This window comes from Streptomyces sp. NBC_00663 (genome assembly GCF_036226885.1).
Lineage (GTDB): Bacteria > Actinomycetota > Actinomycetes > Streptomycetales > Streptomycetaceae > Streptomyces.
On the sequence record NZ_CP109028.1, the window covers coordinates 80334 to 106421 of the forward strand.

The 26088-nt window shown below is 70.2% G+C and carries 19 protein-coding genes; 4 read left to right on the forward strand and 15 right to left on the reverse strand.

Going from position 1 to position 26088, the window contains the following annotated elements:
* Positions 1-38 precede the first annotated feature (38 nt).
* From metK to OG866_RS45005, 11 genes are all read right to left on the reverse strand, one after another.
* Positions 39-1247 carry a methionine adenosyltransferase gene (gene metK, locus OG866_RS44955; protein WP_329344779.1) on the reverse strand — a complete coding sequence of 403 codons (1209 nt, stop codon included), beginning with the start codon at positions 1245-1247 and terminating at the stop codon, positions 39-41.
* Between the two features lie 150 nt (positions 1248-1397).
* On the reverse strand, positions 1398-4988 hold the full coding sequence (locus tag OG866_RS44960; protein WP_329344780.1) for a condensation domain-containing protein: 3591 nt from the start codon (positions 4986-4988) through the stop codon (positions 1398-1400).
* A gap of 393 nt (positions 4989-5381) precedes the next feature.
* Positions 5382-6335: an aromatase/cyclase gene (locus OG866_RS44965; RefSeq protein WP_329344782.1), complete on the reverse strand. Its 954-nt coding sequence runs from the start codon at positions 6333-6335 to the stop codon at positions 5382-5384.
* A 262-nt stretch (positions 6336-6597) separates the two neighbouring features.
* On the reverse strand, positions 6598-7353 hold the full coding sequence (locus tag OG866_RS44970; protein WP_329344783.1) for a thioesterase II family protein: 756 nt from the start codon (positions 7351-7353) through the stop codon (positions 6598-6600).
* A gap of 1094 nt (positions 7354-8447) precedes the next feature.
* Complete coding sequence (locus OG866_RS44975; protein WP_329344784.1) at positions 8448-9269, reverse strand: AfsR/SARP family transcriptional regulator; 822 nt, start codon at positions 9267-9269, stop codon at positions 8448-8450.
* A 342-nt stretch (positions 9270-9611) separates the two neighbouring features.
* Positions 9612-10457 carry an AfsR/SARP family transcriptional regulator gene (locus OG866_RS44980; protein WP_329344786.1) on the reverse strand — a complete coding sequence of 282 codons (846 nt, stop codon included), beginning with the start codon at positions 10455-10457 and terminating at the stop codon, positions 9612-9614.
* 289 nt (positions 10458-10746) lie between these two features.
* The gene (locus OG866_RS44985; RefSeq protein ID WP_329344788.1) at positions 10747-11418 is read right to left on the reverse strand and encodes a ScbR family autoregulator-binding transcription factor; all 672 of its coding nucleotides are present in this window, start codon (positions 11416-11418) and stop codon (positions 10747-10749) included.
* Positions 11419-11491: 73 nt separating this feature from the next.
* Positions 11492-13084: an acyl-CoA carboxylase subunit beta gene (locus tag OG866_RS44990; protein WP_329344790.1), complete on the reverse strand. Its 1593-nt coding sequence runs from the start codon at positions 13082-13084 to the stop codon at positions 11492-11494.
* Between the two features lie 116 nt (positions 13085-13200).
* Positions 13201-13389 (reverse strand): acyl-CoA carboxylase epsilon subunit, encoded by a 189-nt coding sequence (locus tag OG866_RS44995; protein ID WP_329344792.1) that lies wholly within the window; start codon positions 13387-13389, stop codon positions 13201-13203.
* A 206-nt stretch (positions 13390-13595) separates the two neighbouring features.
* Complete coding sequence (locus OG866_RS45000) at positions 13596-14819, reverse strand: cytochrome P450 family protein (RefSeq protein WP_329344794.1); 1224 nt, start codon at positions 14817-14819, stop codon at positions 13596-13598.
* Between the two features lie 101 nt (positions 14820-14920).
* A complete protein-coding gene (locus OG866_RS45005) occupies positions 14921-15613 on the reverse strand; it encodes a ScbR family autoregulator-binding transcription factor (protein ID WP_329344796.1) in 693 nt (230 codons plus the stop codon).
* 392 nt (positions 15614-16005) lie between these two features.
* Between OG866_RS45005 and OG866_RS45010 the strand changes: the two genes are divergently transcribed.
* Positions 16006-17964 carry an acyl-CoA dehydrogenase family protein gene (locus OG866_RS45010; protein ID WP_329344798.1) on the forward strand — a complete coding sequence of 653 codons (1959 nt, stop codon included), beginning with the start codon at positions 16006-16008 and terminating at the stop codon, positions 17962-17964.
* A 473-nt stretch (positions 17965-18437) separates the two neighbouring features.
* Here OG866_RS45010 and OG866_RS45015 read toward each other — a convergent pair whose 3' ends face one another.
* The gene (locus OG866_RS45015; protein ID WP_329344799.1) at positions 18438-19100 is read right to left on the reverse strand and encodes a DUF4097 family beta strand repeat-containing protein; all 663 of its coding nucleotides are present in this window, start codon (positions 19098-19100) and stop codon (positions 18438-18440) included.
* Between the two features lie 240 nt (positions 19101-19340).
* Between OG866_RS45015 and OG866_RS45020 the strand changes: the two genes are divergently transcribed.
* Positions 19341-20123 carry a helix-turn-helix domain-containing protein gene (locus OG866_RS45020; RefSeq protein WP_329344801.1) on the forward strand — a complete coding sequence of 261 codons (783 nt, stop codon included), beginning with the start codon at positions 19341-19343 and terminating at the stop codon, positions 20121-20123.
* Positions 20124-20166: 43 nt separating this feature from the next.
* Here the strand turns inward: OG866_RS45020 and OG866_RS45025 are convergent, their stop codons facing one another.
* Genes OG866_RS45025 through OG866_RS45035 form a run of 3 tightly spaced genes read right to left on the reverse strand, consistent with a single transcriptional unit; the run spans position 20167 to position 23101 of the window.
* Complete coding sequence (locus OG866_RS45025) at positions 20167-20556, reverse strand: DUF6009 family protein (protein WP_109495787.1); 390 nt, start codon at positions 20554-20556, stop codon at positions 20167-20169.
* Positions 20553-22073: a DNA primase family protein gene (locus tag OG866_RS45030; protein WP_329344806.1), complete on the reverse strand. Its 1521-nt coding sequence runs from the start codon at positions 22071-22073 to the stop codon at positions 20553-20555. Before OG866_RS45030 ends, OG866_RS45025 begins: the two co-directional genes overlap by 4 nt.
* Entirely contained in the window at positions 22070-23101 is a 1032-nt protein-coding gene (locus OG866_RS45035) for a bifunctional DNA primase/polymerase (protein ID WP_443063687.1), read from the reverse strand. Before OG866_RS45035 ends, OG866_RS45030 begins: the two co-directional genes overlap by 4 nt.
* An 837-nt stretch (positions 23102-23938) precedes the next feature.
* Here OG866_RS45035 and OG866_RS45040 point away from each other — a divergent pair.
* Entirely contained in the window at positions 23939-24511 is a 573-nt protein-coding gene (locus OG866_RS45040; RefSeq protein ID WP_329344809.1) for a transcriptional regulator, read from the forward strand.
* 241 nt (positions 24512-24752) lie between these two features.
* Positions 24753-25985, forward strand: coding sequence for a cytochrome P450 family protein (locus OG866_RS45045; RefSeq protein ID WP_329344811.1), 1233 nt, complete (start codon positions 24753-24755; stop codon positions 25983-25985).
* The last annotated feature ends 103 nt before the right edge of the window (positions 25986-26088 follow it).

Genomic DNA, 26088 nt, shown 5'->3' on the forward strand with positions numbered 1-26088 from the left:
GGCCGATAGCGCCGGGCCCGGCCGTCGGGAAGTCGGGCTCAGCCGCCCGCGGCTGCCTTGAGCTGCTGGGCGCGGTTGGTGTGTTCCCAGGTGAAGTCGGGGAGTTCGCGGCCGAAGTGGCCGTAGGCGGCGGTCTGGGTGTAGACCGGGCGCATCAGGTCGAGGTCGCGGATGATGGCGGCGGGGCGCAGGTCGAAGACGCTGGTGATGGCCCGCTCGATGGCTTCGACGGCGACCGTCTCGGTCCCGAAGGTCTCCACGAACAGCCCGACCGGTTCGGCCTTGCCGATCGCGTACGCGACCTGCACCTCACACCGTTTCGCCAGCCCGGCCGCGACGACGTTCTTCGCCACCCACCGCATCGCGTAGGCGGCGGAGCGGTCGACCTTGGAGGGGTCCTTGCCGGAGAAGGCGCCACCGCCGTGGCGGGCCATGCCGCCGTAGGTGTCGATGATGATCTTCCGGCCGGTCAGGCCCGCATCGCCCATCGGTCCGCCGATCTCGAACCGGCCCGTCGGGTTGACCAGCAACCGGTAACCCTCGGTCTCCAGCTTGATCCCGTCGGCGGCGAGTTGGGCCAGCACCGGCTCGACCACATGCGTCCGGATGTCGGGGGTGAGCAGGGCGTCGAGGTCGATGTCGGCCGCGTGCTGGGAGGAGACGACCACGGTGTCCAGGCGGACCGGCTTGTCACCGTCGTACTCGATGGTGACCTGCGTCTTGCCGTCCGGCCGCAGATAGGGAACCGTCCCGTCCTTACGCACCTGGGTGAGCCGGTAGGACAGCCGGTGGGCGAGCTCGATCGGCAGCGGCATCAGACTCGGCGTCTCATCACTCGCGTACCCGAACATCAACCCCTGGTCCCCGGCCCCCTGACGGTCCAGGAGATCCTCCTCGCCCTCGACCCTCGACTCATACGCCGTGTCGACGCCCTGGGCGATGTCGGGGGACTGCGCCCCGATCGACACCGAGACGCCGCAGGAGGCGCCGTCGAAGCCCTTGGCGGAGGAGTCGTAGCCGATGTCGAGGATCGCGTCGCGCACGAGCTGCGCGATGGGGGCGTAGGCGGTGGTGGTGACCTCGCCGGCGATATGCACCTGACCCGTCGTGATCAGGGTCTCCACCGCCACCCTGGACGTCGGGTCCTGGGTGAGCAGGGCGTCCAGGATCGTGTCGCTGATCCGGTCGGCGATCTTGTCGGGATGTCCCTCGGTCACGGACTCCGAGGTGAACAGACGACGGGACATGACACTCCAGTTGATTGCGGCCCAAGCACGGACGGCGTCACAGACCGGGCGAAGTGACCCGTGTCACGGCCACGATGGACGACGTCGAACGAGGAGCGCTTGAAGTGCGGCGGAACCAGGGTCGAGGGGCGGCCCTCATGGAGCTGACCTCTAGAGACTGTCCGGTGTACCGGCGTTCCGCATCCCGGCGTTCTTGAGGGCGCGGGCGAGTTCGCGGGCGCGTTCCTGGTCGTCCGCGGAGACTCCGGCGACCACCACCCTCGCTCGCGGGCCGCCGTCGGCCGCGATGCGCCGGGCGAGGTCGCAGGCGAGGCCGCCGGCACCGGAGAAGCCGCCCAGCAGGAGGTGCCGGCCGGTTCCGTGGGCGGCCAGGGCGGAGTGGGCGTTGTCGGCGTCGGTGGTGAGCACCAGCAGCTCGTCGGAGCCGGTGTAGGCGCGGGACAGCAGGTCGTAGCAGGTCGCCGGGGTGCCCGGCGGTGGGATCAGGCAGATCGTGCCCGCCGCCTCGCGCCGGGCCGCGCGCAGGGTGACCAGCGGGGTGCTCCGGCCGGGGCCGGGGGGCTCGGTCATACGGGGCACGGTCCTGCCCTCAAGGAGGCTCAGGATCTCCGCGACGGTGGTGGACTCCCCTGTCCTGGAGGGGAGTTCGCGCAGCAGCGTGGCGCTCTGCACCAGCAGTTCGGCCGCCGCCTCCTCGTCGAGTACGTCGCGGTCGTGGACGCGGGTGAGGACGAGACGGCCCGCGCTGTCGTGGTGGGCGAGCAGTCCGATGGGCAGGACGGAGCGGGCGGGTACGGTGCCCGGGAACTCGGCCTTGATGCCGTGGGCGGCGAGTTCGGCCTCCAGGCCCTTCACCGGGTGCGGCAGATCCTCGAAGACGATGACGGTGTCGGCGTGTCCGCCGCCGGGCTCGGCCTCCTCATGGGCCCGGAACCAGCCGACGGGGACCCATTCGTAGGCGGCCATGTCCAGGGCGCGGTCCCGCAGTTGGCGCAGCAGGTTCGGTACGGTGCCGGCCGGGTCCACCTCGACGGACATCGGCAGGGCGTTGCGCAGCGGTCCCAGCATCCGGGCGGCGCCGTCGAGGGGGATGCCGCGTCCGGGGGCGGTCACCGCGAAGCAGACGGGGGCGGGGCCGCCGGTCGCGTCGGAGGCGCGGTAGATGAGCATCGCCCAGACGGCCTGGAGGACCGTGCTCTCGGCGATGCCCCAGCGGCCCGCCCACAGCGCCAGACGGATGGTTTCTGCGGGGGTCAGCCGGAGCCGGGCCCGGCCCACGCCGGTCAGTGCCGCGGTGCCTCGGACGGAGCGGCCCGGCCTGGAGGCGGCCGCGTCGGGCGGTGCGGAGCGCGCCCAGAAGTCCCGGGTGGTCTCCGGGTCCTGGGCCGCGATCCAGGCGGCGTAGTCCCGCAGGTCAGGGCGGCGTTCGCCGCCGGGCAGGCTGCCGCCGGCGAGGTAGGCGCGGTAGAACTCGCGCAGCAGGATGTGGGCGCTCCAGTTGTCGAGCAGTGCCCGGTGGTAGGTGAGCACGATCCGGGTGGGTGCGGAGGGGGCGCCGGTGCGGTGGCTCCCTTCGGTCTCCAGCAGGGTGAGGCGCAGTGCTCCGGGGCAGCGCAGGTCGAAGCCGCGCAGTCGGTCGCGCTCCAGGAGCGGCGACCAGTCGTCGCCGCGGTGGACGCGGCGGGTGATCTCGGGGGTGACCCGGCTGTGGACCATGAGCTGGGGCTCGGGGCCGCCGGTGAACGCGGTGCGCAGCACGGTTTCGCAGTCGAAGACGGCCTGCCAGGCAGCGGTGAAGCGCTCCAGGTCCAGCGGGCCGTGCCAGACCCATACGACCTGCTCGACATGGCGTCCGGTGCCGGGCTGTCCGTCGCCTCCCAGGTACAGCGCCGCCTGTTGGGGGGTGGCGCGGAAGACGGACGGAATCGGGGCGTCGGAGGCCTCCGCCAGCTCCGCCAGCACTTCGCGCAGCAGTTCGCCGAGGGCGGCCACGGTGGTGTCGGTGAGGCCGTCGGCGGGGTCGGGCATCCAGTCGAGGCCGAAGTACAGCCTGCCGTCGGCGATGTGGGCGCATGCGTGCAGTCGGTGCGAAGCCTGGCGCGCGGCGCTGCTGCCGTTGTCGCGGTCGATCGGGCCCCCAGGTACCGGGCGGGCGGCGGGCGGCAGCAGTTCGTCCGGGCCGTGCAAGGTCAAGCAGGCCTGGGCGGGCGCCAGTTCGCGCAGGGCGGTGCGCAACAGTGGGTCGGGGCTCCACTCCCGGCAGGCCCCGAATCCGGCGCCGCCCGGTGCGTGCCCGGCGGCGGCCGCCAAGGGACCTGCCACGGCGGCCAGTTGTCCCAGGGTGGTGAGGCCGCGGTCCAGGGTGAGATGGACGGGGTGGACATCGGTGAGGCGGCCGACATGGCGACGTAGACCTGGATGACCAGTGCGCGGGTCGCTGCGGACGTCGAAGGTGACGTCGTCGATGTGCTGCCAGCGGGCCAGGGCCAGCGCGAACGCACCGGTCAGCACCTGTCCGACGGTCAGCGCGAGCCGCTGGGCCAGGCCGTGGGTGATCCGCTCGGTGGCCGCCTCGGGCAGGGCGAAGCCGGTACGCCGTACGCCGACCGGCCCCGCGTCGGGCGCCACTCCCGCCGGCCTCGCATCGGGCGCCACTCCCGTCGGCCTCATGTCGGGCACCGCCCCGGCCGGTCCGGCGTCCCGCGTCTCCGGCAAGGCGGTGTCGGCGGTGTCAGCCATGTCGGCCGTGTCGTTCGCGCGGGCCACGTGGGCCGAGGTGCGGGAGTCGGCGCCCCCGGCCCTGCGCTCGGCGACGGTCGACCAGTGGCGCATCTCGGCGGGATCGCGGGCCAGTTCGCGCAGTTCGGTGACCCAGTCGGCGAGCCCGCCCGGCGCGCGTCCCGGCCGTACCGGAACGTCCGCCGTCACCGTGCCGAGGGCGGCGATGAGGTCGTCGACGACGATCCGCCAGGACGCGGCGTCCACCGCGAGTTCATGGGCGACGAGGACCAGCCGGTCGGCACGCTCCCCCGCCGGGCGGCGGTCCCGGGCGAGCAGCGCCCGCAACTGGACCCCGGCGTACGCGTCGAGGCCGCGGCCGACGGAGTCGACGGCGGCGTTGAAGCCTGCCTCGTCGGTGAACTCGCCCTCGACCAGCAGCCCTTGCTCGACCGAAGACGGAGTCCCCTCCCGGTCCATGACCGTGTCCGCGCCCTGTCCGCTCAGCCGCCCGCCCCTGCTGTCCAGGCGGAAGCCCAGCTGCGGATGGGCCGTCAGGACGGCGCGCAGCGCCTCACGTACCGTGTCCGCGTCCAGCGGAGCGGCCGGTTCGAGGTACACCGCCTCGTAGCGGGCATCGCCGCCGGATGCGAGGGCGGCGCACTGGGCGGGCGCGAGGGGATGGTCGGCGGCGGACCGCTCGGTGAGCAGGTCGGCGAGACGGCCCACCACCAGGGCGGCGGTCGCGTCCTCGGAGGGGGTGAACCGGAGCGTGTGGTGGTCGGGGCCGTGCCGCAGCAGCCGGTGCTGCCGATCGGCCCGGTCGGCCTGGTCGTTCCCGTGGGCCTTGTCGGCCCGATCGGCCCGGTCCGGTTCGCCGTCGGCGAGTTCGCCCAGGACGCCCGCCAGCGCGGCAGCGTCGAGCGGCCCGCGCAACTCGAGGTCCCACGGGGTGTCGTGCGGGACGGGTCCGGGGTCCACGACCACGGACATCACCGCGTGCGAGGAGCGAGGAACAGTCATACGCGTCCAGGGACGTGCGCTCCGCCGTGACCGGCGCGGTCCCCTCTCTCCTCTCGGTAGCTGGTGGATGAGCTGCTGGTGGCGCTCACTCAGCTCTTGCGGGAGCCGGGCGCCGTGCCTAGGACGAGCCGCCTGCGGCCCCGGTGGGGGCCGGCCGTAAGGAGTGCGTACGACGTCGGCGGCACCGGCCGGGACGGACGAGGCCCGGGGCCCTGCCGTACTGCCTCGCTTCCATGACCCCTCCTGGTCCGCCGAAATCGACAACGGTCGTGCTCAGCACGCTAAGGGCAGCAGGTGCCCGGCGTCCGATTTCCCAAGCGGGTGTGGAGCGCTGCCCGAGTCCCGCAGAGGTCATCCGTGAGCCCGGCCCCCCGTTTCGCGTTCACGCGCCGGTCACAGCATGCGGACGGCGCTCTCCGCGTGCGTCTTGGCGTGGGCGAGCAGGACGCGGCTGTTGCGGCCGAGCGCCTCGCGCACATGCCGGCGGGCGTCGGCGACGGTCGCCTGCTCGCCCAGTACGTCCGCGATCTGTTCCTCGCTCAGTACGACGCTGTGCTGCGCGGTGACCGTGACGCCTCGCTCATCCGGGACGACGGACCATTCGCCGGTGTGGGCCTCAAGGAGGGGCAGCGGAGCCGTCTGCTTGTAGACGATGCGTTCGGCGTGCGGGAAGCAGATCCGTACCGAGGAGGTGGTGTGGGTGCCGTACTCGGTGTGCGTGCGCATGGTCATGTGCTGCACGCCGGGGACGCTCTCGGTGAGGTCGACGTGCTGGACGTGGGGTGCCAGGTCGGGCCAGTCGCCGGCCCGGTAGAGGAAGTCGTAGACGAGTTCGGCGGGGCCCTTGATGTGGACCGTGTCCTCGAAGGACAGGACGAGTTCGTCCAGGCGCGTCCAGCGCTCGGCGAACGCCTTGAGGTCGGCGAGCTGGGCGCGGGAGTGGGCGTCGGTGGCCCGCTGCGCCCATTCCAGGTCGCCGGGTGAGTCGGCGCCGACGCTGTAGTCGTAGCGCAGTTCGAGCTCGCTGTCGTGCGGGCCGTCCGGGCGGGCGCTCAGGATGCCGCCCGCCGTACGGAAGGGGGGTGCGGCGATCTCCTGCCAGAACTCCATGCGGCGTGCCACGGGGTCCAGATGCCGCTGCGAGGTCCATGCCTTGACCTGGCCGTCCAGGAGGGTCCAGGTCCGCATGCGCTCTCTCACGCCGTCGAATTCCAGTTGTTCCACATGGATGATCGAGGAGAAATAGAGCGGCCAGCTCGGCGCGTCGGCCATCAGCGCGTAGGCCACGCCGGCAGGTGCGGATGCGTGCACTGTGCGGGACCTCTTGTCCGCATGCTCAGCAATCATTTGAGCTCCCCTCCTCTTATAGCGCCGACGGGAACATGAACGGGATTTGTGGCGGCCCTCCGAAGACCATTCCGAAGGCCCTTCCGAAGACCACTCGGAGGATCATTCAGAAGACCATTCGGAAGACCGCTCGGAGATGAACAGAGTCCGGGTCGATCCGGGCGCGACCGGGGTAGTGGTCGGCCCTCACCGACGTGTATTTCTGGAATTCACGGGGTGGGCGGGCGTCGTATGCCCGCGCCGGTTGTCCGAATGCACTCGCTCAGCCGACCGGCACGCTCTCCCGGGCGAGGCGGCCGGTGACCCGGCAGGCACGGCCCAGCAGGCGGGGCAGTTCACGGCCGCGCGCGAAGAAGTGGTGCTGGGGGACGGTGCGGAGCCAGGAGGGTCCGTCGGTCCACTGCCGCCAGCCGTCCGCGATCGTGGGCGGCGCCAGCGGGTTGCCCTGCGAGGCGACGATCAGCATCGGGGTGGTGAGCGGCCCGGCCGGAGAGGGTGTGGCGGCCGCGTCCTCGAGGGACTGGGCGAGCTCCAGGTCGGCGCGGAGCACCGGCAGCATCGCGTGCAGCCAGATGCCCTCGTCGCTGGTGGGCGGCACGGCACCGTTGGCGCTCAGGGCGTCGAGCAGCTCGGCGTCCGTCGCGGTGCGGGCGTCCGGCAGTACGGGGGCCATGCGGGGCGGCGGGCAGGCGGCGAGGGCGAGCAGCGCCGGGCCGGGCAGGCCCGCCTCGTGCAGGACGCGGGTCACGCTGAAGGCGACCATCGCGCCGAGGCCGTGTCCGTAGAGGACGTACGGGCCGGGGTCCGGGTCGGTGAACCGGGGCAGCACGTCGGCGAGCAGGGCCTCGTAGGCGGTCGCGGTCGTACGGGTGTCGGATCGATGGCGTGGTCCGCCCGGCGCGGGGACCGGGACCACCTCCACTCCGGGGCCGATGTTCTCCGCCCAGTGGTCGAAGACGGAGACGCCTCCTCCGGAGTGCGCGAAACAGTGCAGGCGCACCGGCCGTTCGTCCGACATGACATCCTCCTCTACCCCGACCTGCGTCGCACGGGGTGGGATTCGAGGATTGCCGGACCCCCTCAAGTGCCGCTTGAACCTGATCGGAGGACCCGGACCCCCTACCACTGGCCCCGCGCGCCCTCTTGCACCGACTCCCTACGTCACGTCCCGACCCGGGGACCACCGGACACCTGAGCCACAAACGCTCGCCGCGGCCGACCGCCGGGAACGGCCGCGATGGTCAGTCACCGCAAACGGCCGCGATGATCGCTCCCCCGGGAACAGCCACCACGGTCGCTCGCCACGAACGGCCGCGGTAGCCAACCGTTGCGGTCGATCGCCCTGGTCAGTCGCCATAGTCGATCGCCGCGCCGAGGAGTCCGGGGCCAGGTCACCCGGCCTCCTCGGCGATCCAGTGCCCGCATCCGCATCCGCATCCGCCTCGCGTCCGCCCGGCTGGGCCGACTCCGCGACCTCATGTCCCGGCCCCAGAACCGGACACCCGGCCGCGAAACAGTTGCTGCGGGTCGTCCGGCGCAGTCGGCCGCCGTGGCCGATCGCCGCGCCGAGAAGTCCAAGGCCAGGTCACCCGGCCACCTCGGCGAACCCGTGCCCGCATCCGCATCTGCCTCGCGTCCGCCCGGCTGGGCCGACTCCGCGACCTCATGTCCCGGCCCCAGAACCGGACACCCGGCCGCGAAACAGTTACTGCGAGTCGTCCGGCACAGTCGGCCGCCGTGGCCGATCGCCGCGCCGAGGACTCCAAGGCCAGGTCACCCGGCCTCCTCGGCGAACCCGTGCCCGCATCCGCATCCGCATCCGTCAGGTCGGCCGCAACCACACGTCCCGACCGCCGGACCGGATGCCGGTCGCGAACAGCCGTCGCGGTCGGCCGCCACGAACAGCCGCGATGGTCAGTCGCCGCAGACGGTCACCACGGTCGATCGCCGCGCCGAGGAGTCCGGGGCCAGGTCACCCGGCCTCCTCGGCGAACCTGTGTCCGCATCCGCATCCGCATCTGCCTTCGCGTCCGACGGGCCGGCTCCGCAACCGGTCCGTCGTGCGACGGTGGTCAGGCATTGAGTACGACGGGGCCCCCGCTCCGGCCGGCCTCAGGCGGCGAAGAGATCGAACGTCGAGGAGCGCCGTTCACTGGCGACGACGTCCAGCTGGGGGTCGACGGCCAGCATGGCCTGGTGCAGCCGCTGTACCTGGGGGGACGGCTCGACGCCCAGTTCCTCGATCAGCCGGATGCGCAGCTTGCGGTAGACGGCGAGGGCCGACGCCTGTCGTCCCGACCGGTACAGCGCCACCATGGCCTGCGAGTGCAGCCCTTCGTGCTGCGGGTAGCGGGCCGTCAGTTCGGCGAGCTCGGCGATGAGTTCGGAGTGCCGGCCGAGCCGCAGATCGGCGTCGATACGGCGCTCCACGGTGCCGAGCCGGCTCTCCTCGAGCCGCATGACCTCGATCCCGAGGATCGGTCCGACGCGTACGTCGACCAGGGCGGGGCCGCGCCACAGCTCCAGCGCCTTGCGGAACCGGTCGGCCGACATCTCGTCGTCGCCCGCCTCGAAGGCCGACCGCCCTTCGGTGACCATGCGCTCGTACTCGTGCACGTCCACACTCTCGGGCGATATCTGGAGCAGATAACCGCCGTGCCGGGTGGCGAGCACCTCCTTCGCCGCGTCAGGAGCGCCGGGGCCCATCGCGGTGCCCAGACGCCGGCGCAGCTGGAGTATGTAGGTCTGCAACGTGGTGAGTGCGCTCTGCGGCGGCTCGGTCCCCCAGATTTCCTCCATGAGCATGGGAACGGGCATCACCCGCCCGGGGTAGAGGGCGAGCAGGGAAAGGATCTGCCGCGGCTTACCGGCCGTTGGGACGATCGATCCCCCGTTGACCTCGGCACTCAACGGACCCAGAACCTGAATCTTCACTGCTTTCCTCCGTAGCTCGTCGAGTTCCTCTCGTGGCTGAATTCCGTCGCCATAAGCACACTAGCGGGAATCGCGCCAGACCCGCCTTTCCTCGACCAGGGCTTGAGGACGCTTCAACTTACCTATTCTGTCTGCAAATTGATCGCCTCAAAGGCAACCGCGCCAATTACTTCGCTCTTTTTAATTCCGTTGCGAAGAAAGCAAATTGCGGAATGCTTGATGCCGTTTGTCGAGATGGGGCATCTCGCCTCTCAACGCACGCCTCTACAAGCCCCGCACACGCAGCAGGCCGGCCCGAGGGACCCGGTGTCCCTACAGTGCCGGCCCGTCTGATGCGCGCGCTCAACTCGTGGGAACCAGGCGCTCCTTGGCCGTACTGGGGGCCGCCGGCGCGGTCTCGGGGTTGGCCGTGAGGATGGACCGCTGAAGCCGTCGCAGCCCCGCAGAGGGCTCCAGGCCGAGGTCCCGGACGAGGGTCGCGCGCAGCCGCTGGTAGACCTCCAGGGCCTCGCCGCGGCGCCCCGAGCGGTAGAGGGCGAGCATGAACTGGGCGTGCAGGCTCTCGTGGGTGCGGTAACGGTTCACCAGCACGGTCAGCTCGGAGAGCAGCTCGCGGTGGCGGCCCAGTCGCAGGTCGGCTTCGATGCGCTGGTCGAGCGCGCACAGCCGGGTCTCCTCAAGGCGCCTGATCTCCATCTCCAGCTGGCTCCCGGCCTGGACGTCCGCGAAGGCGGTGCCGGACCACAGCGCCAGCGCCTCGCGCAGATGCCGGGCCGCGTCGGGGAAGTCGCCCGCGTCCATGGCCCGGTAGCCGGTGCCCGCGAGGCGCTCGAAGGTGCGGACGTCGCTCTGTCCGCCGCCGGCGGCCAGCATGTATCCGCTGGGCATCGTCATCAGCACGTCCTTGGCGGTGCGCTGCCTGCCGCCCTCGTCCGTGCCGTCCTGCGCGTCCTTCTCCAGGGCCACGGCGATGAGTTCGCGCAGCTGGAGGACGTACGTCTGCAAGGTGGTGCGGGCGCTGCGCGGCGGCGTGGCGCCCCACAGCTCCTCGATCAGTGTGGAGACCGGCACCGCCTGGTCGGCGTGGAGTGCCAGCAGAGCCAGCACCTGCCGCGGCTTGGGGGCCGTCGGCGTGATGGAGACCCCGTTCTCCTTTACGGCCAATGCGCCGAGTACCTCGATGTCCACGCGAACTCCCCTGTCTAGTGCCGAGTGCTCCGGTCGTTTCCGTAACCGTCGTCAGATGCCAGTCCGGCGCCATGGACCAGACTAAAAACAGCGCACGCGGTCTGTCAATATCAAACCGCATGCCCTGTATTTTCCAAGCGAGGATCTAACGGTGCGCTAGGCTTGACCTGCGGCGATGCAGAATCTCCAGCAAAGTTCAAGGACCCCTGGAGAGGATCTCCAGGGGTCCTTGAAGCAAAGAAGGGGGTACGGTCGGCAAAGTTGATCACTAAACAGACCGGAAGGTTTGCTATTGCTCGGTGCTCGTCCTCAGGGAGGACCGGTCCTGCGCGGGGATGCCGGCCTGCGGCCAGGTGCCCGCGCTCGCCAGTCCCGCCAGCTTCCGCCGGTCGGCGAGCCGGGGGAGGATCACGTCCCAGAAGCGGGTGACGTTCTGCCGGGACAGCCAGGAGGCGTCATCGCCGCCGAGCACCTCGAACCCCGCGGTCGCGGCGACGATGACCCGGGCGCTGTCCGCCCAGGACACCCCTTCCGCCAGAGCCCCGTTGCGCGCGGCCCCGCGGAGGGTGTCCTCGATCCACTCCTGCCACTGCGCCCGCAGGGAGCACTCCCCCCGGTACGCGCAGTCGCCCGCGAGCTCGAACCCCCCGCGGACCACGATGTCGTGGGCGAGCGCCCCCATCAGCTCGTGCGTGGCGTCCACCACCGTCTGGAGCGAGTCGCCCTGCCGCGCCGACGCCGCCTCGGTGATGTCGCGCACGGCCTTGGCGGCCTCCGCCTCGACCGCCTCGGCGAGCATGCTCTTGTTGGCGAAGTGGAAGTGCAGCGCCCCGTTGCTGACACCGGCCCGCCTGCTGATGGTGCTCAGCGACGCGGTGACGAAGCCTTCCTCGGCGAAGACCGCGGCGGCGGCCTGGATCAGTGCATGCCGGGTACGGGCCGCCCGCTCCTGTTTGACCATGTGGTGTCTCCTGAGAACCGGGACGTCGAGGGCCGGCACCGCGCCGACGTCCCAAGTCCCTCGGAAAGTGCTGCTACTGCGGGGGGTTGCCGTGCTTGCGGGACGGCAGGTCGGCGTGCTTGCTGCGGAGCATGGCCAGCGACCGGACGAGGACCTCGCGGGTCTGCGCCGGGTCGATGACGTCGTCGACCAGGCCGCGCTCGGCCGCGTAGTACGGGTGCATCAGCTCGGACTTGTACTCCTTGACCATCTTCTGCCGCATGGCCTCGGGGTCCTCGGCCTCGGCGATCTGACGGCGGAAGATCACGTTGGCCGCGCCCTCGGCGCCCATCACGGCGATCTCGTTCGTCGGCCACGCGTAGGTGAGGTCGGCGCCGATGGACTGGCTGTCCATGACGATGTACGCACCGCCGTACGCCTTGCGCAGGATCAGCGAGATCCGCGGCACGGTCGCGTTGCAGTAGGCGTAAAGGAGCTTCGCGCCGTGGCGGATGATGCCGCCGTGCTCCTGGTCGACACCCGGAAGGAACCCGGGGACGTCCAGCAGCGTCAGGAGCGGGATGTTGAAGGCATCGCACATCTGGACGAAGCGCGCGGCCTTCTCCGAGGCCTCGATGTCGAGCACGCCTGCCAGGCTCTGGGGCTGGTTGGCGACGATGCCGACGACCTGGCCGTCGAGGCGGGCGAGCGCGCAGATGATGTTGCGGGCCCAGCGCTCATGCACTTCGAGGTACTCGCCGTCGTCGACGATCTCCTCGATGACCTTGGCCATGTCGTACGGCCGGTTGCCGTCGGCCGGCACCAGGTCCAGGAGCACCTCGGAGCGCCGGTCGACGGGGTCGTCGGCCAACGTCCGCGGCGGAGCCTCCTGGTTGTTCTGCGGCAGCAGCGACAGGAGGTAGCGCACCTCCGCGATGCAGGTCTCCTCGTCGTCGTAGGCGAAGTGGCAGACGCCCGACGTCTCGGCGTGCACATCCGCACCGCCCAGGCCGTTCTGGGTGATCTCCTCGCCCGTCACCGCCTTGACCACGTCCGGGCCGGTGATGAACATCTGCGAGGTGTCACGGACCATGAACACGAAGTCCGTCAGCGCCGGGCTGTAGGCCGCGCCACCCGCGCACGGGCCGAGCATCACGCTGATCTGCGGGATGACACCGGACGCCTTGGTGTTGCGCTGGAAGATGCCGCCGTACCCGGCGAGGGCGGAGACGCCCTCCTGGATACGGGCGCCGGCGCCGTCGTTCAGCGACACCAGCGGAGCCCCTGTGGCGATGGCCATGTCCATGATCTTGTGGATCTTGGTGGCGTGGGCCTCGCCCAGCGCGCCGCCGAAGATCCGGAAGTCGTGCGCGTACACAAAAACGGTACGCCCTTCAACCGTTCCCCAACCGGTGATCACCCCGTCGGTGTACGGCTTCTTCACATCCATGCCGAAACCGGTTGCCCGGTGCCGACGCAGCTGCTCGACCTCCTGGAACGAGCCCGGGTCGAGGAGCAGTTCGATGCGTTCCCGTGCGGTCAGCTTGCCCTTGGCGTGCTGCGCCTCGGTCGCCTTCTCACTCGGTCCGGCCAGCGCCTGCGCACGGATGTCGTCCAGTTCGGCCACTCGCCCGTACATGCCGGTCGGCTCCAGGTCGATCGACGCCGGGGCGGTTGTCATCGCCATACCAGGTCCCTTCTGGGGCGAAGCCGCTGAAAAGTCCCGCCCCAGGTCCATGTAGATCAGATTAACAAACCGCCCATGCGGTTTCCAGTTCGGGGTGCAACTTTTCTGAACGCCTGTCAGCGCCAGCTGCCGGGCGCCCTGTAGGCCCCCGGTGACCGCCAGCCGCCGGAGCCCTCGCGATGCGGCGGCTCGGGCTGCTCCTCACCGGCCCCCTGCAACGCGAGAAGGACGACCGCGAGCGCGGCGAGTTCCTCCGCGTCAGCCTGTCCGCGTACGACACGCAGCATCGGTTTGCCGTTGCCCATGGCCCCCACTTCCCTTCTCAGGCATGTGGACACGGTCGGCGGAACAGCTCAAGAACCGGTCTCGTCCCGCTTGAAGTCCTCTCCCGGGCCACTCCTGGACGGCTCCGGGACAACTCCGGTCCGACCGAGGGCAGATGGCCGGAAGCACGAGGACTCCGCAACCCGGACGGGCTACGGAGTCCTCTGTTCCGGCAGGTGGGGCTGGTTCACCCCAGCCGCACGGGCAGCTCCCGGTAGCCGTTGATGATGAAGGAGTCGATGGGGGCCAGGTCCCCGGGCTCGACCGCCAGCTCCAGCTGTGGGAAGCGTGCGAAGAGCGCCGGCAGGGCTACCCCGACCTCCACCACGGCCAGCGGTGCGCCCAGGCAGCGGTGTGGTCCATGGCCGAATCCAAAACCGTCGCGGCGGTCTGTCCGAAGTACGTCAAATTCAGCCGCCTCCTGTCCGTAGCGGTCGGGATCCAGACCGGCCGCGGCGAACGAGACGAGGATCGGGTCGCCCTTCTTGATCAGGACGCCGTCCAGGTCGATGTCCTCCACCGCGAAGCGCATGGGCGAGTAGGCACCCGGGTTGTGCGTGCGCATCGTCTCGGCCATCACGTCGTCCCAGTCCGCCCGTCCCTCCCGGACGTGCGCGAGCTGTTCGGGGTGGGCCAGCAGCGCTCCGACGGCGTTGGTGATCATCGTGCAGGTCGTTTCCTGCCCGCCCGCTATCAGGAGGTTGAGACTGCCGAGGAGTTCCTCCTCGGTGAGGCGGTCGTCCTCGTCCCGCGCCTCTATCAGCGCGGATGTCAGGTCGTCACCGGGCCGGGCCCGCTTGCTCACCACGAGCTCGGCCAGCAGCTCGAAGACCTTCATCTGGGCCGCAGCCATCTCCTGCGCGGAGACGGACGTACTGAACACGGTGTCCATGGCGGTGCAGATCTGGTCGCGGTCTTCCCGCTCGATGCCGAACAGCTCGCAGATCACCCGCATCGGCAGCAGCTTGGCGAACGCGGCCCGCAGATCGACGACCTCGCCCGCGGGGCGGGCCGCCAGATCGTCCAGCAGTTCCGCGGTGATCTCCGCGACCCGGGGCCGCAGCAGTTCGGAACGCCGGGCGGTGAACGCGCCGGCGACCAGGCGCCGCAGCCGGGCGCGCTTCTCTCCGTAGGTGAAGAGCATGTTCTCGTTGGCCACCCAGGGATACAGCGGCCAGTCCTCGGTGATCCGCCCGTCGATGAACGCCGGCCAGTGCATCCGGGCGTCCTTGGACACGCGGGGATCGACCAGCAGTCGCTTGACCTGCTGTTCACGGACCACAGCCCAGGCGCGCACGCCACCGGGCAACTCCACCTCTACGGCGGCCCCCCGGGCCCGGAGCATCGCGGCTTCCCCCGCGAGGTCACGCGCCGAGACGTCCAGCCGATAGGGGCAGACAGCAGTTTCCATTGGTGCGCTCCATCCGAATCAGTCGCTTCTGATACGTGCCGAGGGGGTTGCTCCGTACAACCCCCTCGCATCCCCCGCGATGGATCGCTGCGAGGTTGTCGTCAAGCAGTCATGGCGGTTTCCTCGGTTGCGGCTTGACGTTCCTTCATCACCGACTCGTACACCTTCGCCCCTCGCTCGGGCGAGAAGTCGAGCTGCACGAGGACTCCGGGTACCGCGGCGGCCGTGAGCAGGTACATGTACAGGTCACAGACGCGCGCCATCATGTCCGAGCGGTTCTCCATGATGTTCGACAGCATCTGAACACCGGTGAAAGCGCCGACGGACAGTCGTGCGATGGACTCCAGGTCGACGTGCGGGAGCAGTTCCCCGGCCGCCTTCGCCTCGGCGAACAGCGACTTGCTGTAGTCGATCCACAGGCGCATCGGAATCTTCTGGTCCAGCCCGGCCGCGCCCACCGCCGGGTCGATGGTGAGACTCACGCTGCCGCGGATGATCGGATCACCCGTCTCCTTCTGCAACAGCATGGTCAGCAACAGCGCCTCGTCCACCGCCTGTTGCAGCTTCAGCGGCGGCACCTGGACCGGCGGAAGCGCTCTGACCTGCTCCGCCAGTACGGCCTGGGCGAGCTCCTCCTTCGATGTGAAGTGGAAGTAGAGCGCACCCTTCGTCACTCCGGCCTCTCTGAGGATCGCGGAGATGGTTGCCGCGTCGTATCCGACGTCGTCGAACACCTTGGCGGCGGCAACCAGGATGGCCTGCCGTGTCCGGATGGCTCGATCCTGCCGCGCCACAACACACCTCCACACCGCTCTGCGGTATCGCTCGGTCTACCGGCCCGGAAAAGAGACCGACAGGTTCGATTCTAGTGGCACCACCTCTGGATACGGGACGGTCAGCTTCAGCCTCTTGCCCTGTCAGGCGCTCTGGTGCATCCCCCGAAGGGACAATAAAACCTGCCATCCGGTTTTTCAAGGCCCCTGAGGCCGTACTTCCCCTCGCCTCCGCCTTGAGCAGCGACGGAGCCACAGACCCACTTTGCCATGTCTCACCTGGAACGCAGCCGTCCGGATCCCGTAGGTCAAGCGTTGCTAAAGAGCCTTGAGAAAGAAACCGGTGGGTTTGTATTTTGCTAGTCCGGCGCTCCTCTCCCCCCACATCACAAACCCCACATGCGGAGAGGGTTATGACCCTGCTGACCATGCAGAGCCAGGCTTCCAGCTCCAACGGAGCCGCGGAAACCGCCCAGAACCGGGCGGTCATCAGCGAGTTGACGCACCAACTGTTCGACGCACACGAACGTGGCCGACTGCACGGAACCTGGCGGGATCTCATCGGGAACGAGAAGTTCCGATACCGGCCGGGGCTCACCTCGGAAGAACGCATGGCGCTGTCCTACGAGCGGCTGCGGCTCGTCAACGAGACGATCGACAACGCGGCCTCTCTGGCCCGCGATCCGCAACTGCTGGCAAGCCTTCACGAGTGGACGGGGGTGGTGGACGGAGCACTCGGCACGCTGGCCGGCATCCACTACAACCTGTTCCTGGGCAGCCTGCTGGACCATGACGACAGCGAGAGCCGCCAGTTGACCGAGTTCACCTCGATGCAGCGCACAGGAACGTTCCTGTGCACCGAGCTGGACCACGGCAACGATGCGGCGGCCTTGCAGACCACATGCGAACTGGACCGCACCACCAATGAGTTCGTCCTGCACACCCCCACACCGGGCGCCCGGAAGTTCATGCCCAACACCAGCCTGATCGGCGGCCCCAAGAGCGGGGTCGTGGCGGCACGGCTCCTGGTCGACGGCCAGGACCAGGGCGTCTTCCTCTTCCTGACTCCCCTGACCGACGAGAACGGCCCGCGGCCCGGCATCTCCATACGCCCGCTGCCCGAGCGGCTCGGCAGCCCCGTCGACCACTGCCTCACCAGCTTCGACCAGGTACGGCTGCCCCGCGAGGCCCTGCTGGAGGGAGACCACGGACGCCTCACCCCGGAGGACGGCCTCACCAGCAGCCTGGGCAATCCACGCAAACGTTTCCTCCATTCGATCAAGCGGGTCACCTGGGGCAAGCTCTGCATGAGCGGCGCCGGGGTCGGGGTCTCCCGGGCCGCCCTGACCATCGCCGTGCGGCGCGCACATCTGCGCACCATCAGCGGTCCGAAGGTCGGCACCCGTGTTCCGCTGGCCGCCCACCGCAGCCACCACAGCCGGCTGCTGAACGGGGTCGCCTCCACGTACGCCATGACCTTCCTGCACCGGGCGGTCCTCGCCCGCTGCGTCGACCACACCGAGACCGAACGCGAGGAGGTGGAACGGCTCGTCGCCATCGCCAAGGGGTGGATCACCTGGCAGAGCCGCGAGGTCGCCATCGAGTGCCGCGAACGCTGCGGCGCGCCCGGGCTCTTCCCGCTCAACGCCCTGGCCGACATCACCCAGAACCTCGAGGGCGCCATCACCGCGGAGGGCGACAACCTGGTCGTCTGGGCCAAGGCCGCCGCGGAGATGGTCTTCGGGCACCAGGCCGACCAGGTGTCCTCGCCGACCGTGCCGCTGGAGCTGCAACCGCTTACCGAACTGGAGTTCCTGCGCGGGCTGTTGGCCAGGGTGGAGCACCTGTGGCAGGTCCGGGCCCGGGCGGCGCTGCGCGGAGGTCCCTCGGGCAATCCGCTGGCCCGCTGGAACGTGGCCTCCAGCGCGGGCATCGAGATGGTCCGCGCCCACGCCCGGCTACAGGCCGCCGACGCGTTCCTCGCCGCGGTCGAGCGCACCAGGGAACCGGAGGCGCGGGCACTGCTGGAGGACCTGTGCCGGCTCTTCCTGCTCCAGGAGCTCACCCCCCACACCGGCGACCTGCTGGCCGAGGGCCACCTGGCTCCCGCCCACGTCCATGAACTCCCCCTCGCCGTCGACCTGCTCATGGAGCGCCTCGCGCCTCAACTGCCGGTCCTCGTCGAGGCGTTCGATCTGCCGGAGGAGTTCCTGTCCCGCATCCCGCTGGCCAACGCCGATCATTCGCCGATGCTGGACGACTTCCTGACCCCCGAGGCCGAGACGACCCCACCCCTGGACCTCACCGCCTGCCTGCCCAGGCAGCGCCAGTCCCCGGGGGCAGCCGACAGGAAGCTCGCGCTGCTGACGTAGGCCTTGGGGCGCCGGACGTAAGACACAGGGCACAGACACGGTAAGCAGCGTGCACGCGCGGTGTGGCCGCCTTCTCCGGGGAGGGGCGGCCATGCCGCGTTGGGCGTCGCGAGGACTCGGGGACGCCGGGACGCGGAGCGGACTCAGGGCGAAAGGGTGGACGCAGTTGCCCGTGACGGCGTGCGTGCCGTTGTCCACCGCTACGGATGACGTCTCCTTCCCCGGCCACGGCGACAGGTCGCCTTCGGTGCAGCGCGCGTGCCCGGGCAGGAGATGCTCGGCCTGCGCTGGCGGCCCTCTGCCGACAGTGCAACGGCGCGGGCCCCAGCGGGCGGTCAGCTCCTGCCGGTTCCAGCGCGAGCCTGGCGGCCATGGCGGCTATGGCCCCTCGATGATTCTCAGAACCACCGAGGGGCCCGCGCCGAGTGCACGGGCCCCTCAAAAGGGCGTCTGGGCCAGTTCCGGCCCGTTGCTCAGAGGCTGCGGGCGGTGATGTCGCCCTGGGAGGTGGTGGCTCGGATGGTGAGGTCGGTGGTGCCGTCGTTCTTGAGGGTGTTGCTGATCCGGCCGTAGCCGCTGTCCGCGTCGAGGGCGGCGGAGACTCCGTTGGCGGCGGAGACCGCGATGTTGCCGGACTGGGTGCGGAGCACCACCTCGCCGCGTACGGCCTCGCCGATCCGGATGTCGCCCCGCGCGGTGCTGATCTCCGCGGGGCCGCCCAGCCGGCGGACCTCGACGTCACCGTCGATCGCCGTGAGCCGGACGCTCGCAGCCTCGTCGATGCTGATCCGGCGGTACGCGCCCTCGAAGACGAGGTCGCCGAGACGGCCGACGCTTTCCAGTTCGGTGCTCGCGGTCCTGGCCTCGACGCGGGAGCCGGTGGGCAGTTGGACGGTGATCTCCACGGATCCGGAACCCCGCAGCTGGCTCTTGGGCTCGGCGGTGCGGATCCGCAGGACACCGTCGGCGTAGTCGACGGAGGTCCGTTCCGCGGTCTGCACGTCACTGTTCTTGGCGGGGTCGGCGGGCAGGACCTCGACGGCGGTGTCGGCGCGGTCGGCGGCGACGAAGCGGACGCGTCCGGCGGGGATGTCGAGGACGGCGGAGATCGGGGCCGGGGTGTCGAAGTTCTGCATGGTGTTCTCCTGTATGCGCTGCTCGTTTCTGATGACAGAAACGCTACGTTGCTTTCCAGTTCCAGGCAACGCATTCGTTGCGTGAGATCTACGTATGTGCAGGCAGAAGCCTGGAAACTGTTGCAACGACTCTGACGGTAACGCAACACAGCGAGCCCGATCATTGCAATGGATGAGAAGTGAACGCTATAGTCGGCGTGCACGCGGATGACGTTACGAGGGACCAGCGAGGAGATCGCCATGCCGGGAGGCAGACTCACCCAGCAGGAACGCCAGCAGATCGCGCTGGGACTGGCCGACAGCCTCCCGTACGCCGAGATCGCCCGCCGCCTCGACCGCCCGACCTCGACGGTCACCCGTGAGGTGATGCGCAACGGCGGACCCACCGCCTACCGCGCCGACCTCGCCCACCGCGCCACCGAACGCCGAGCTCATCGACGTCGTACCCCCGCCCCCGCACGCGGCGCAGGGGCTGCCTCCCAGCGCGACGGACGTGACGCGGAGGCCGTGGCGGAGTACGAGGAGACGCTCACCACCGTCCTCATGGGTTCGGGTCTGCCCAAGATGACGGCCCGGGTGCTGACGTGTCTGTTCACCACCGACGCGGGCAGCCTCAGCGCGTCCCAGCTCGCCCAGCGCCTCCAGGTCAGCCCGGCGTCCATCTCCAAGGCGATCGCGTTCCTGGAGAGCCAGAGCCTGGTCCGCCGGGAACGCGACGAACGCCGCCGCGACCGCTACATCGTCGACGACGAGCTCTTCTACCAGGCCACCATCGCCAGCGCCCGGGCCAACGACCAGCTCGTCGCGACCGCGCGGCAGGGCGTCGCCGTCCTCGGCCGCGACACCCCTGCCGCGGCGCGTCTCGAGAACGTCGCCCGTTTCCTGGACTTCATCAGCGAGAGCATCGTGCGCGCGGCCGAGCAGGCCCGTGAAGTCCTGCACACCGCACCGGAGATGGCCGAGACCGCACCGGAGACGGCTGAGGACGACAACACCGTCCAGCCGGGGCAGGACCGCGGATAGAGTCCCAAGCCGCCGTCAGGAGTCCCCTGTCAGGACCCCGCTGTCACGGCTGGAGCTGTGCCACGTCCGACGACAGCGGGCCGCCCTCGGACCGCTCGGTCTTGCGGCCCTTGCTGCCCGGCGCCAGCGTGCGCGGGTCTATGGCCTCGGCGGGCGCGCCCGTCGTGTACAGGCCCTCGGGGTCGGTGTCCCGGTCGTGCGGCAGCAGCCAGAAGACCCGGCGGCGGAACGTGCCCGAGGAGCGGGAGGGCTTGGCGCGGGTGCCGAGCACCGCGTACCCGACCATGCGGCCGTCACGGTGGTAGGCGGGCTTGCCGCGGCGCGTCGGCAGCCGGTCCAGGCTCTGGCGCACGTAGTCGAGCGTGCTGATGTCCTCGAGCCAGACCAGGTCGTCCTCGTGGACGAGCTCGTCCTCGGCGATGAGGGCGCTCATGCTGTCTCCTCGTCGGCGACAAGTCCGATGCCCGGGTAGTACTTGCGCTGGTTGGACAGGATCATCTCCTTGGGTGATTCCAGTCCCACCACCTCACGGACCCGCGCCGCGAAGGCCCGGGACGAGAGCGCCGGGGCCCCCTCATTGTGACACCAGCTCTTATATACCGCGTAGAGCTGTGCCTGTTCGGCCCTCAACTCCGGGGCAAGCCGGCAGGATTCCGACAGGAAGCGTCCCGTGTGGTCCTCGGTCTCCGCGTACGCCGTCGTGGCGATCCGTACCCGCTCGGGGCCGTTGAGGTCCTTTTGGCCGCCCAGGTAGCGACGGGCGCCCAGGATCAGCCAGTTGAGGATGCCGGGGCCCTCCTCGGTGACCAGGATGTCCGCGAGGTTGTCGACCTTGCGGTCGTCCGGCACGACCCGCTCGAACGGGATCAAGCGCATGCGGCGCCAGAACGCGAAGCCGCCGGTGCCCACTTCGGGCCGGTGGTTGCCCAGCAGCCAGAGTTTGTGGGTGGGCTGGAAGCTGAAGAAGTCCTGGCGCATCCGGCGGGCCTTGATCCGGTCGCCGCCGGTCAGGAGCTTGACCCGGGCCTCGTCGAAGCGGTCCCCCGGCTTGACCTCGCTGCACACGATGACGCGCCGGCCGTGCAGTTCGGCCAGGTCGGTGGGGTGCCCCTCGTAGGGGCGGGCCATCAGGAAGCCGGGCGGGGCGGCGTCGGCGTAGTCCCCCACCAGCTTGATCAGCACGTCCAGGAGCACCGACTTACCGTTCTTGCCGGAGCCGAACAGGAACGGCATGACCTGTCCGCCGACGTCGCCGGTGATGGAGTAGCCCAGCAGCAGATGCAGGAAGTCGATCATCTCCGCGCCTTCGGGGCCGTCGCCGAAGGTGTCGGTGAGGAAGCGGTCCCAGCGCGGGGTGGGCATCGCCTGGGGGGCCGCGGTGGTGGAGCGGGAGTGGAAGTCCTTGTCGGGGTCGGGGGTACGGATCAGCCCGGTGCGCAGGTCCACGACTCCGGCCGGGGTGCACAGCGCGTACGGGTCGGCGTCGAGGCGGGCCGCGTTGAGGACCATGCCGGGCGCGGACTTGGCCTGCGCGAGCATCGCGTTCATGCCGCTGGTGCTCAGGGCGCGGCGCCGGTGCTGCTGGAGGGCGAGGGAGGTGTACACGCCGCGCGGGTCGTTGCTCGCGAGGGACTCGGCGAGGTCGCCGGCGGCCCACATCACGGTGTCGTCCTCGTCCATCTGCCAGCGGGTGCTGTCCCAGCGGAACCAGCCGAGTCCGGGGACGTGCCGGTAGTCGTTGGAGTAGAGCCGGACGAACAGTTTGGCGTTGCCCCGGTCGCTGAGGGTGTCGGGCAGCAGCCCGTCGGCGGTGGCCTCGGCCTGCACGGGGTCGGCCTGCACGGGGTCGGCCTCGTCGGGGCAGGGGGCCGGCGCGGAGGGGCGCTGGGCGAGGATCTGCGCGGCGACGGCCTGGGCGTCGAAGAGGGCGTCTTCCTGGCGGGACGTCATGCGCGACCTCCCGGCAGCAGCGGGCGGGTGCGGCCGGCGCTGAGGCCGCTGCGGATGATGGCCGTGTAGCGGCGTTCCTGGCCCGGCCTGGCGTGCTCGGCGGCCTCCCTGAGGGCGTGCTCGGCCTCGTCCACGGCGAGCTGTCCTCCGGCCACCAGACCGCCCGCGGTGAAAGCGGCCCGGTTCAACTTCTCGGAGAACGCGGCTCCTTCGCTTACGGCGGCACAGGCGGCCACCTCCGCGAGCAGCGCGGCCAGGACGCGGCTGGCGGCCCCCTGGGCGCCTCCGGCGGCGAGGACGGCCTGCCGGGCCCGTGGCGGCACCGGCCGGGGCGCGGGGACGTACGCGGGCGGCAGATGCCCGGTGCGCTCCAGTTCGCGGGCCAGCCAGTCGGGCAGGGGCGCGGGCTCCCGGGCGGGGCCGACGGGCTCGTACAGCCCGGCGTCGGTCACGGTGCCGGGGGCGACGATGTAGCCGCCGTACGCCCGTACGTCGACCTGCCAGGCCAGCGCGCGGGCGCCGGAGCCGGTGGAGCACTGCCAGCGGTGCCCGCTGTGCGCCCGGTACCAGACGTGCAGGCCGCCGGAGGGGGTCCTGACGCGCAGGGTGGTCTCGTCGTCGGCGGGGCTGGTGAAGCCGCGCAGGGCGGCGAGCACGCCGATGGTGTGGAAGCCGTTGGCCAGCCCGGTCAGGTCGATGCTGTCGGCGATCGCGATGCCCGGCAGCAGGCGGTCCCGGCCCGGGAGTTGGCGTTCGTGCGCGTCGATGTCGACGACCAGCAGGCCCGCGGGCCCGCAGGAGATGCCCACGCCGAAGCCCGGGTTGGCGCCCCACCACTGCTCGATACGGGCGAAGTCCAGCGTGGCGGCGTGGAATCCGTGGCACCAGCGGCCCGCGGCAGGGCAGCCGCAGCCCGTGTGGTGATGGCCGGGCCGACGGCAGTCCTCGCAGTTGCCCGCGGGGGTCTTGCGCCCCGGGGCGAGGGGATGGACAGGCCATCCCCGGCTGGCACACCACCGAGCTGTCACCAACGGGCCCGCGACTGGGGCGGACAGAGATGAGTAGCTACGCGAGTTGTGCAGCTCAGAGGCCATGCGCACCCCCCACCAGCGACCGAAGCGACTGAGCGACCGGAACAGCCTAGCGAAGCAAGTGGGAACCGAGAGTCCCCTGTGGAAAACAAAGATTCGATTCGCTTCGGAGGCCTCAGCGACTGAGCGACTGAAGCGCAGCGACTGAACGTCTTCGGTAGCTACTCAGTCGCTGCGAGAAAACCGCAGGTCAGCGATAGTGAAGAGACTAAAACAGCGACTGAAGCGACTCAGCGACTGAATATATGACGCGCACACGCGCACACGCACGCACGCGCCAATGTCTTCATATACCTGGTCGCTGAGTCGCTTCAGTCGCTGTTTTCCGGGACAGAACCCCTCTGACCTGGTACTTCTTCACAGCGACTGAAGAGCTACCGAAGCTGCTTCGGTAGCTGGTCTTCAGTCGCTGGTCGCTTTTCGGGCCGATCGAGGGTCAGCGACCGAAGCGGACGCCGCCTGCGGGCTAAGCGACCGAAGCGACTCAAGCGACTCTGGATCTGACGTGAAGTCGACCGGAGCCACGCCGTCCGAAAAGCACCGGTGCGGGCATGCCGTCCCCGCCAGGTCTCCGACTTTGCATCGCTTCAGTCGCTGTCCCCCACCGAAGCCGCCTTGACCTGGGCCGCCTTGGCAGCGATCGGGAGCGACCCGGGCTCTGCCACGCCAGGCCCTGGCCACACGGCAACACCGCCACCCCGTACGGCGAACTTCACTCCCTCCTGGCCCATACTGATCTCCTGCACGACAGACCGGGGCGCGGGAGGAGACGAAATGCCGGATCGCACTCATCAGTTCGGCATGTACGGCGCCCGCGGCATCAAGGGCCACGAGGCCGTGGCTCGTCGCCTGGATGCCCTCGCCGGGTACATCGCCACCCCCATCACCGCCCGCCGCGGCCTGCTGGCCCGCCTGCACTACCTCACCCGCACCGACCACGCCCGGGCCGCCGCGCGTGCCGCGGGCCTGACGGTCACCGACCGCACCCTGAAGGCCTGGCTGGACGGCAAGCGCAGCCCCACCAAGAAGAACCTCGACCGCATCGAGCAGGCCTACCGCACCGTCCGCCGCCACAACACCGCCCGCTACCTCCTGGCCCGCCTCAACCGCGAGGGCCGCGGCACCCGCGTCGAGATCCACCCCCTCAACCAGTCGCAGGTCCCCCGACCCCGGCAGCGCATGGTGGAGTTCCGCACCCTCAACATCCGCCACTGGGACCGCATCGTCGACGCCTGGGCCGCCGACAACCTCCAGGCCCTCGACGACGCCTGGGTCGACCAGATCGTGGACCTGGGCTCGCAGTGGGGGCAGTACGAGTACGTCACCAACATCGGGTTCGCGGCCTGAGCCGTCGGGCGTGCCACGCAGACGGCCCGCCCGCGTCGTCAGCCAGCCTCACCGCATGCGCCCCGCGTACGGGCCCGAGCGGCGGCCACAGCGCCTGGAAGACGGCCGGGTCGTGGGAAACGCCGGCTTGAAAAGAACCCGCCCCCTCGGCGAACCCTCTCCCTACCTGAACCCGCCCGGAACCCCGCTCGTTCTCGTGATGACGACCTGACCGCCGACACGGAAAGAGAATTCGCGGCCCATGAGCCTCCACGAGCAGTGCCCCCACCAGGACACCAGAACCGTCATCGACGCCGCCTTCAAGGCCGACGCCCCCGCGCGGTACGCCAAGCTGCGCGAACTCGGGCCCATCCACCCGGCCGAGTTCCACCTCGGTCTCAAGGGCTGGGTGATCGTCGGCTACGACCTGGCCCGCGAGGCGCTCACCCACCCCGCGCTGCTCAAGGACCCCACCCCCGCCGCCGAGGCCCTGGCCGCCGCCGGTTACGTACTCAACAAACCCTCCGTCGGGCTTGGCGCCCAGATGATGGAGGCCGACCCGCCCGAGCACACCCGGCTGCGCCGCCTGGCCTCGGCCGCGTTCACCCCACGCCGTACGGCTGAACTGGCCCCGCGCATCGAGCAGATCGCCCACGACCTGGTCGACGCGCTGCCACCGACCGGCGAGACCGACCTCGTCGAGGCGTTCAACGCCCCGCTACCAGGCACGGTCATCGCCGAACTCCTCGGCATCCCCGAGGAACACCACCAGGACTTCCGGCGCTGGTCGGCCCAGGCGCTGCGGGTCGCCTCTCCCGAACACCGCCCGGCTCTCACCGGACTGCACGGGCTGCTGGCCGACGTCCTGAAGCAGAAGCGCCGCCGCCCACAGGACGACTTGCTGTCCGCCCTGGTCGCCGTACGCGACGAGGAAGACGGCCGGCTGACCGAGGCGGAACTCGTGGGCACGGCCATGATGCTGGTCGTCGCCGGCCACGAGAGCAGCGTGAACCTGCTCGGCAACGCCGAGCTCGCCCTGCTGCAACACCCCGACCAGCTGCGGCTGTTGCGAGAGCACCCCGAGCTGTTGCCCGGCGCGGTGGAGGAGTTCCTGCGCTACGACCCCTCCGTCGAACGCTCCACCAGCCGCTACGCGGCCGAGGACCTCGAACTCGCCGGGGTAGCGATCCCCCGGGGCAGCATGGTCGTCGTGGCCCTGGGCGCGGCCGGGCGCGACGCCCCGCAGGCCGAGAACGCCCACCCCGCCGTACTCGACGTGACCCGCCCCGCCGCCCGGCACCTGGCCTTCGGACACGGCATCCACTACTGCCTGGGCGCCCCGCTGGCCCGCCTCGAGGCGACCATCGCGCTGCGGGTCCTGCTCGCCCGTGTCCCCGTACTCGAACTCGCGGTGCCCGCCGCCGAGTTGGAGTGGATCGGCTCCGGCATCATCCGCGGGGTGCTGGCGCTTCCAGTGCGGTACCGCGTCGGCTGACCTGGATGTTGCACACGTATGAGCCGGGCCGATCGCCGCTGTTAGGCTGCGAGAGACGTTGACCGTGTATCGAGGAGTCACAGACGTGGTGGGTGAAGACGAC

Coding starts and splice junctions, on each gene's coding strand:
- OG866_RS45045 (WP_329344811.1), top strand. CDS start 24,753: ATGAGCCTCCACGAGCAGTGCCCCCACCAGGACACCAGAACCGTCATC.
- OG866_RS45010 (WP_329344798.1), top strand. CDS start 16,006: ATGACCCTGCTGACCATGCAGAGCCAGGCTTCCAGCTCCAACGGAGCC.
- OG866_RS44960 (WP_329344780.1), bottom strand. CDS start 4,988: ATGACTGTTCCTCGCTCCTCGCACGCGGTGATGTCCGTGGTCGTGGAC.
- OG866_RS44985 (WP_329344788.1), bottom strand. CDS start 11,418: ATGGTCAAACAGGAGCGGGCGGCCCGTACCCGGCATGCACTGATCCAG.
- OG866_RS45020 (WP_329344801.1), top strand. CDS start 19,341: ATGCCGGGAGGCAGACTCACCCAGCAGGAACGCCAGCAGATCGCGCTG.
- OG866_RS44995 (WP_329344792.1), bottom strand. CDS start 13,389: ATGGGCAACGGCAAACCGATGCTGCGTGTCGTACGCGGACAGGCTGAC.
- OG866_RS44965 (WP_329344782.1), bottom strand. CDS start 6,335: ATGATTGCTGAGCATGCGGACAAGAGGTCCCGCACAGTGCACGCATCC.
- OG866_RS45025 (WP_109495787.1), bottom strand. CDS start 20,556: ATGAGCGCCCTCATCGCCGAGGACGAGCTCGTCCACGAGGACGACCTG.
- OG866_RS45015 (WP_329344799.1), bottom strand. CDS start 19,100: ATGCAGAACTTCGACACCCCGGCCCCGATCTCCGCCGTCCTCGACATC.
- OG866_RS44990 (WP_329344790.1), bottom strand. CDS start 13,084: ATGGCGATGACAACCGCCCCGGCGTCGATCGACCTGGAGCCGACCGGC.
- OG866_RS45000 (WP_329344794.1), bottom strand. CDS start 14,819: ATGGAAACTGCTGTCTGCCCCTATCGGCTGGACGTCTCGGCGCGTGAC.
- OG866_RS44970 (WP_329344783.1), bottom strand. CDS start 7,353: ATGTCGGACGAACGGCCGGTGCGCCTGCACTGTTTCGCGCACTCCGGA.
- OG866_RS45030 (WP_329344806.1), bottom strand. CDS start 22,073: ATGACGTCCCGCCAGGAAGACGCCCTCTTCGACGCCCAGGCCGTCGCC.
- metK (WP_329344779.1), bottom strand. CDS start 1,247: ATGTCCCGTCGTCTGTTCACCTCGGAGTCCGTGACCGAGGGACATCCC.
- OG866_RS45040 (WP_329344809.1), top strand. CDS start 23,939: ATGCCGGATCGCACTCATCAGTTCGGCATGTACGGCGCCCGCGGCATC.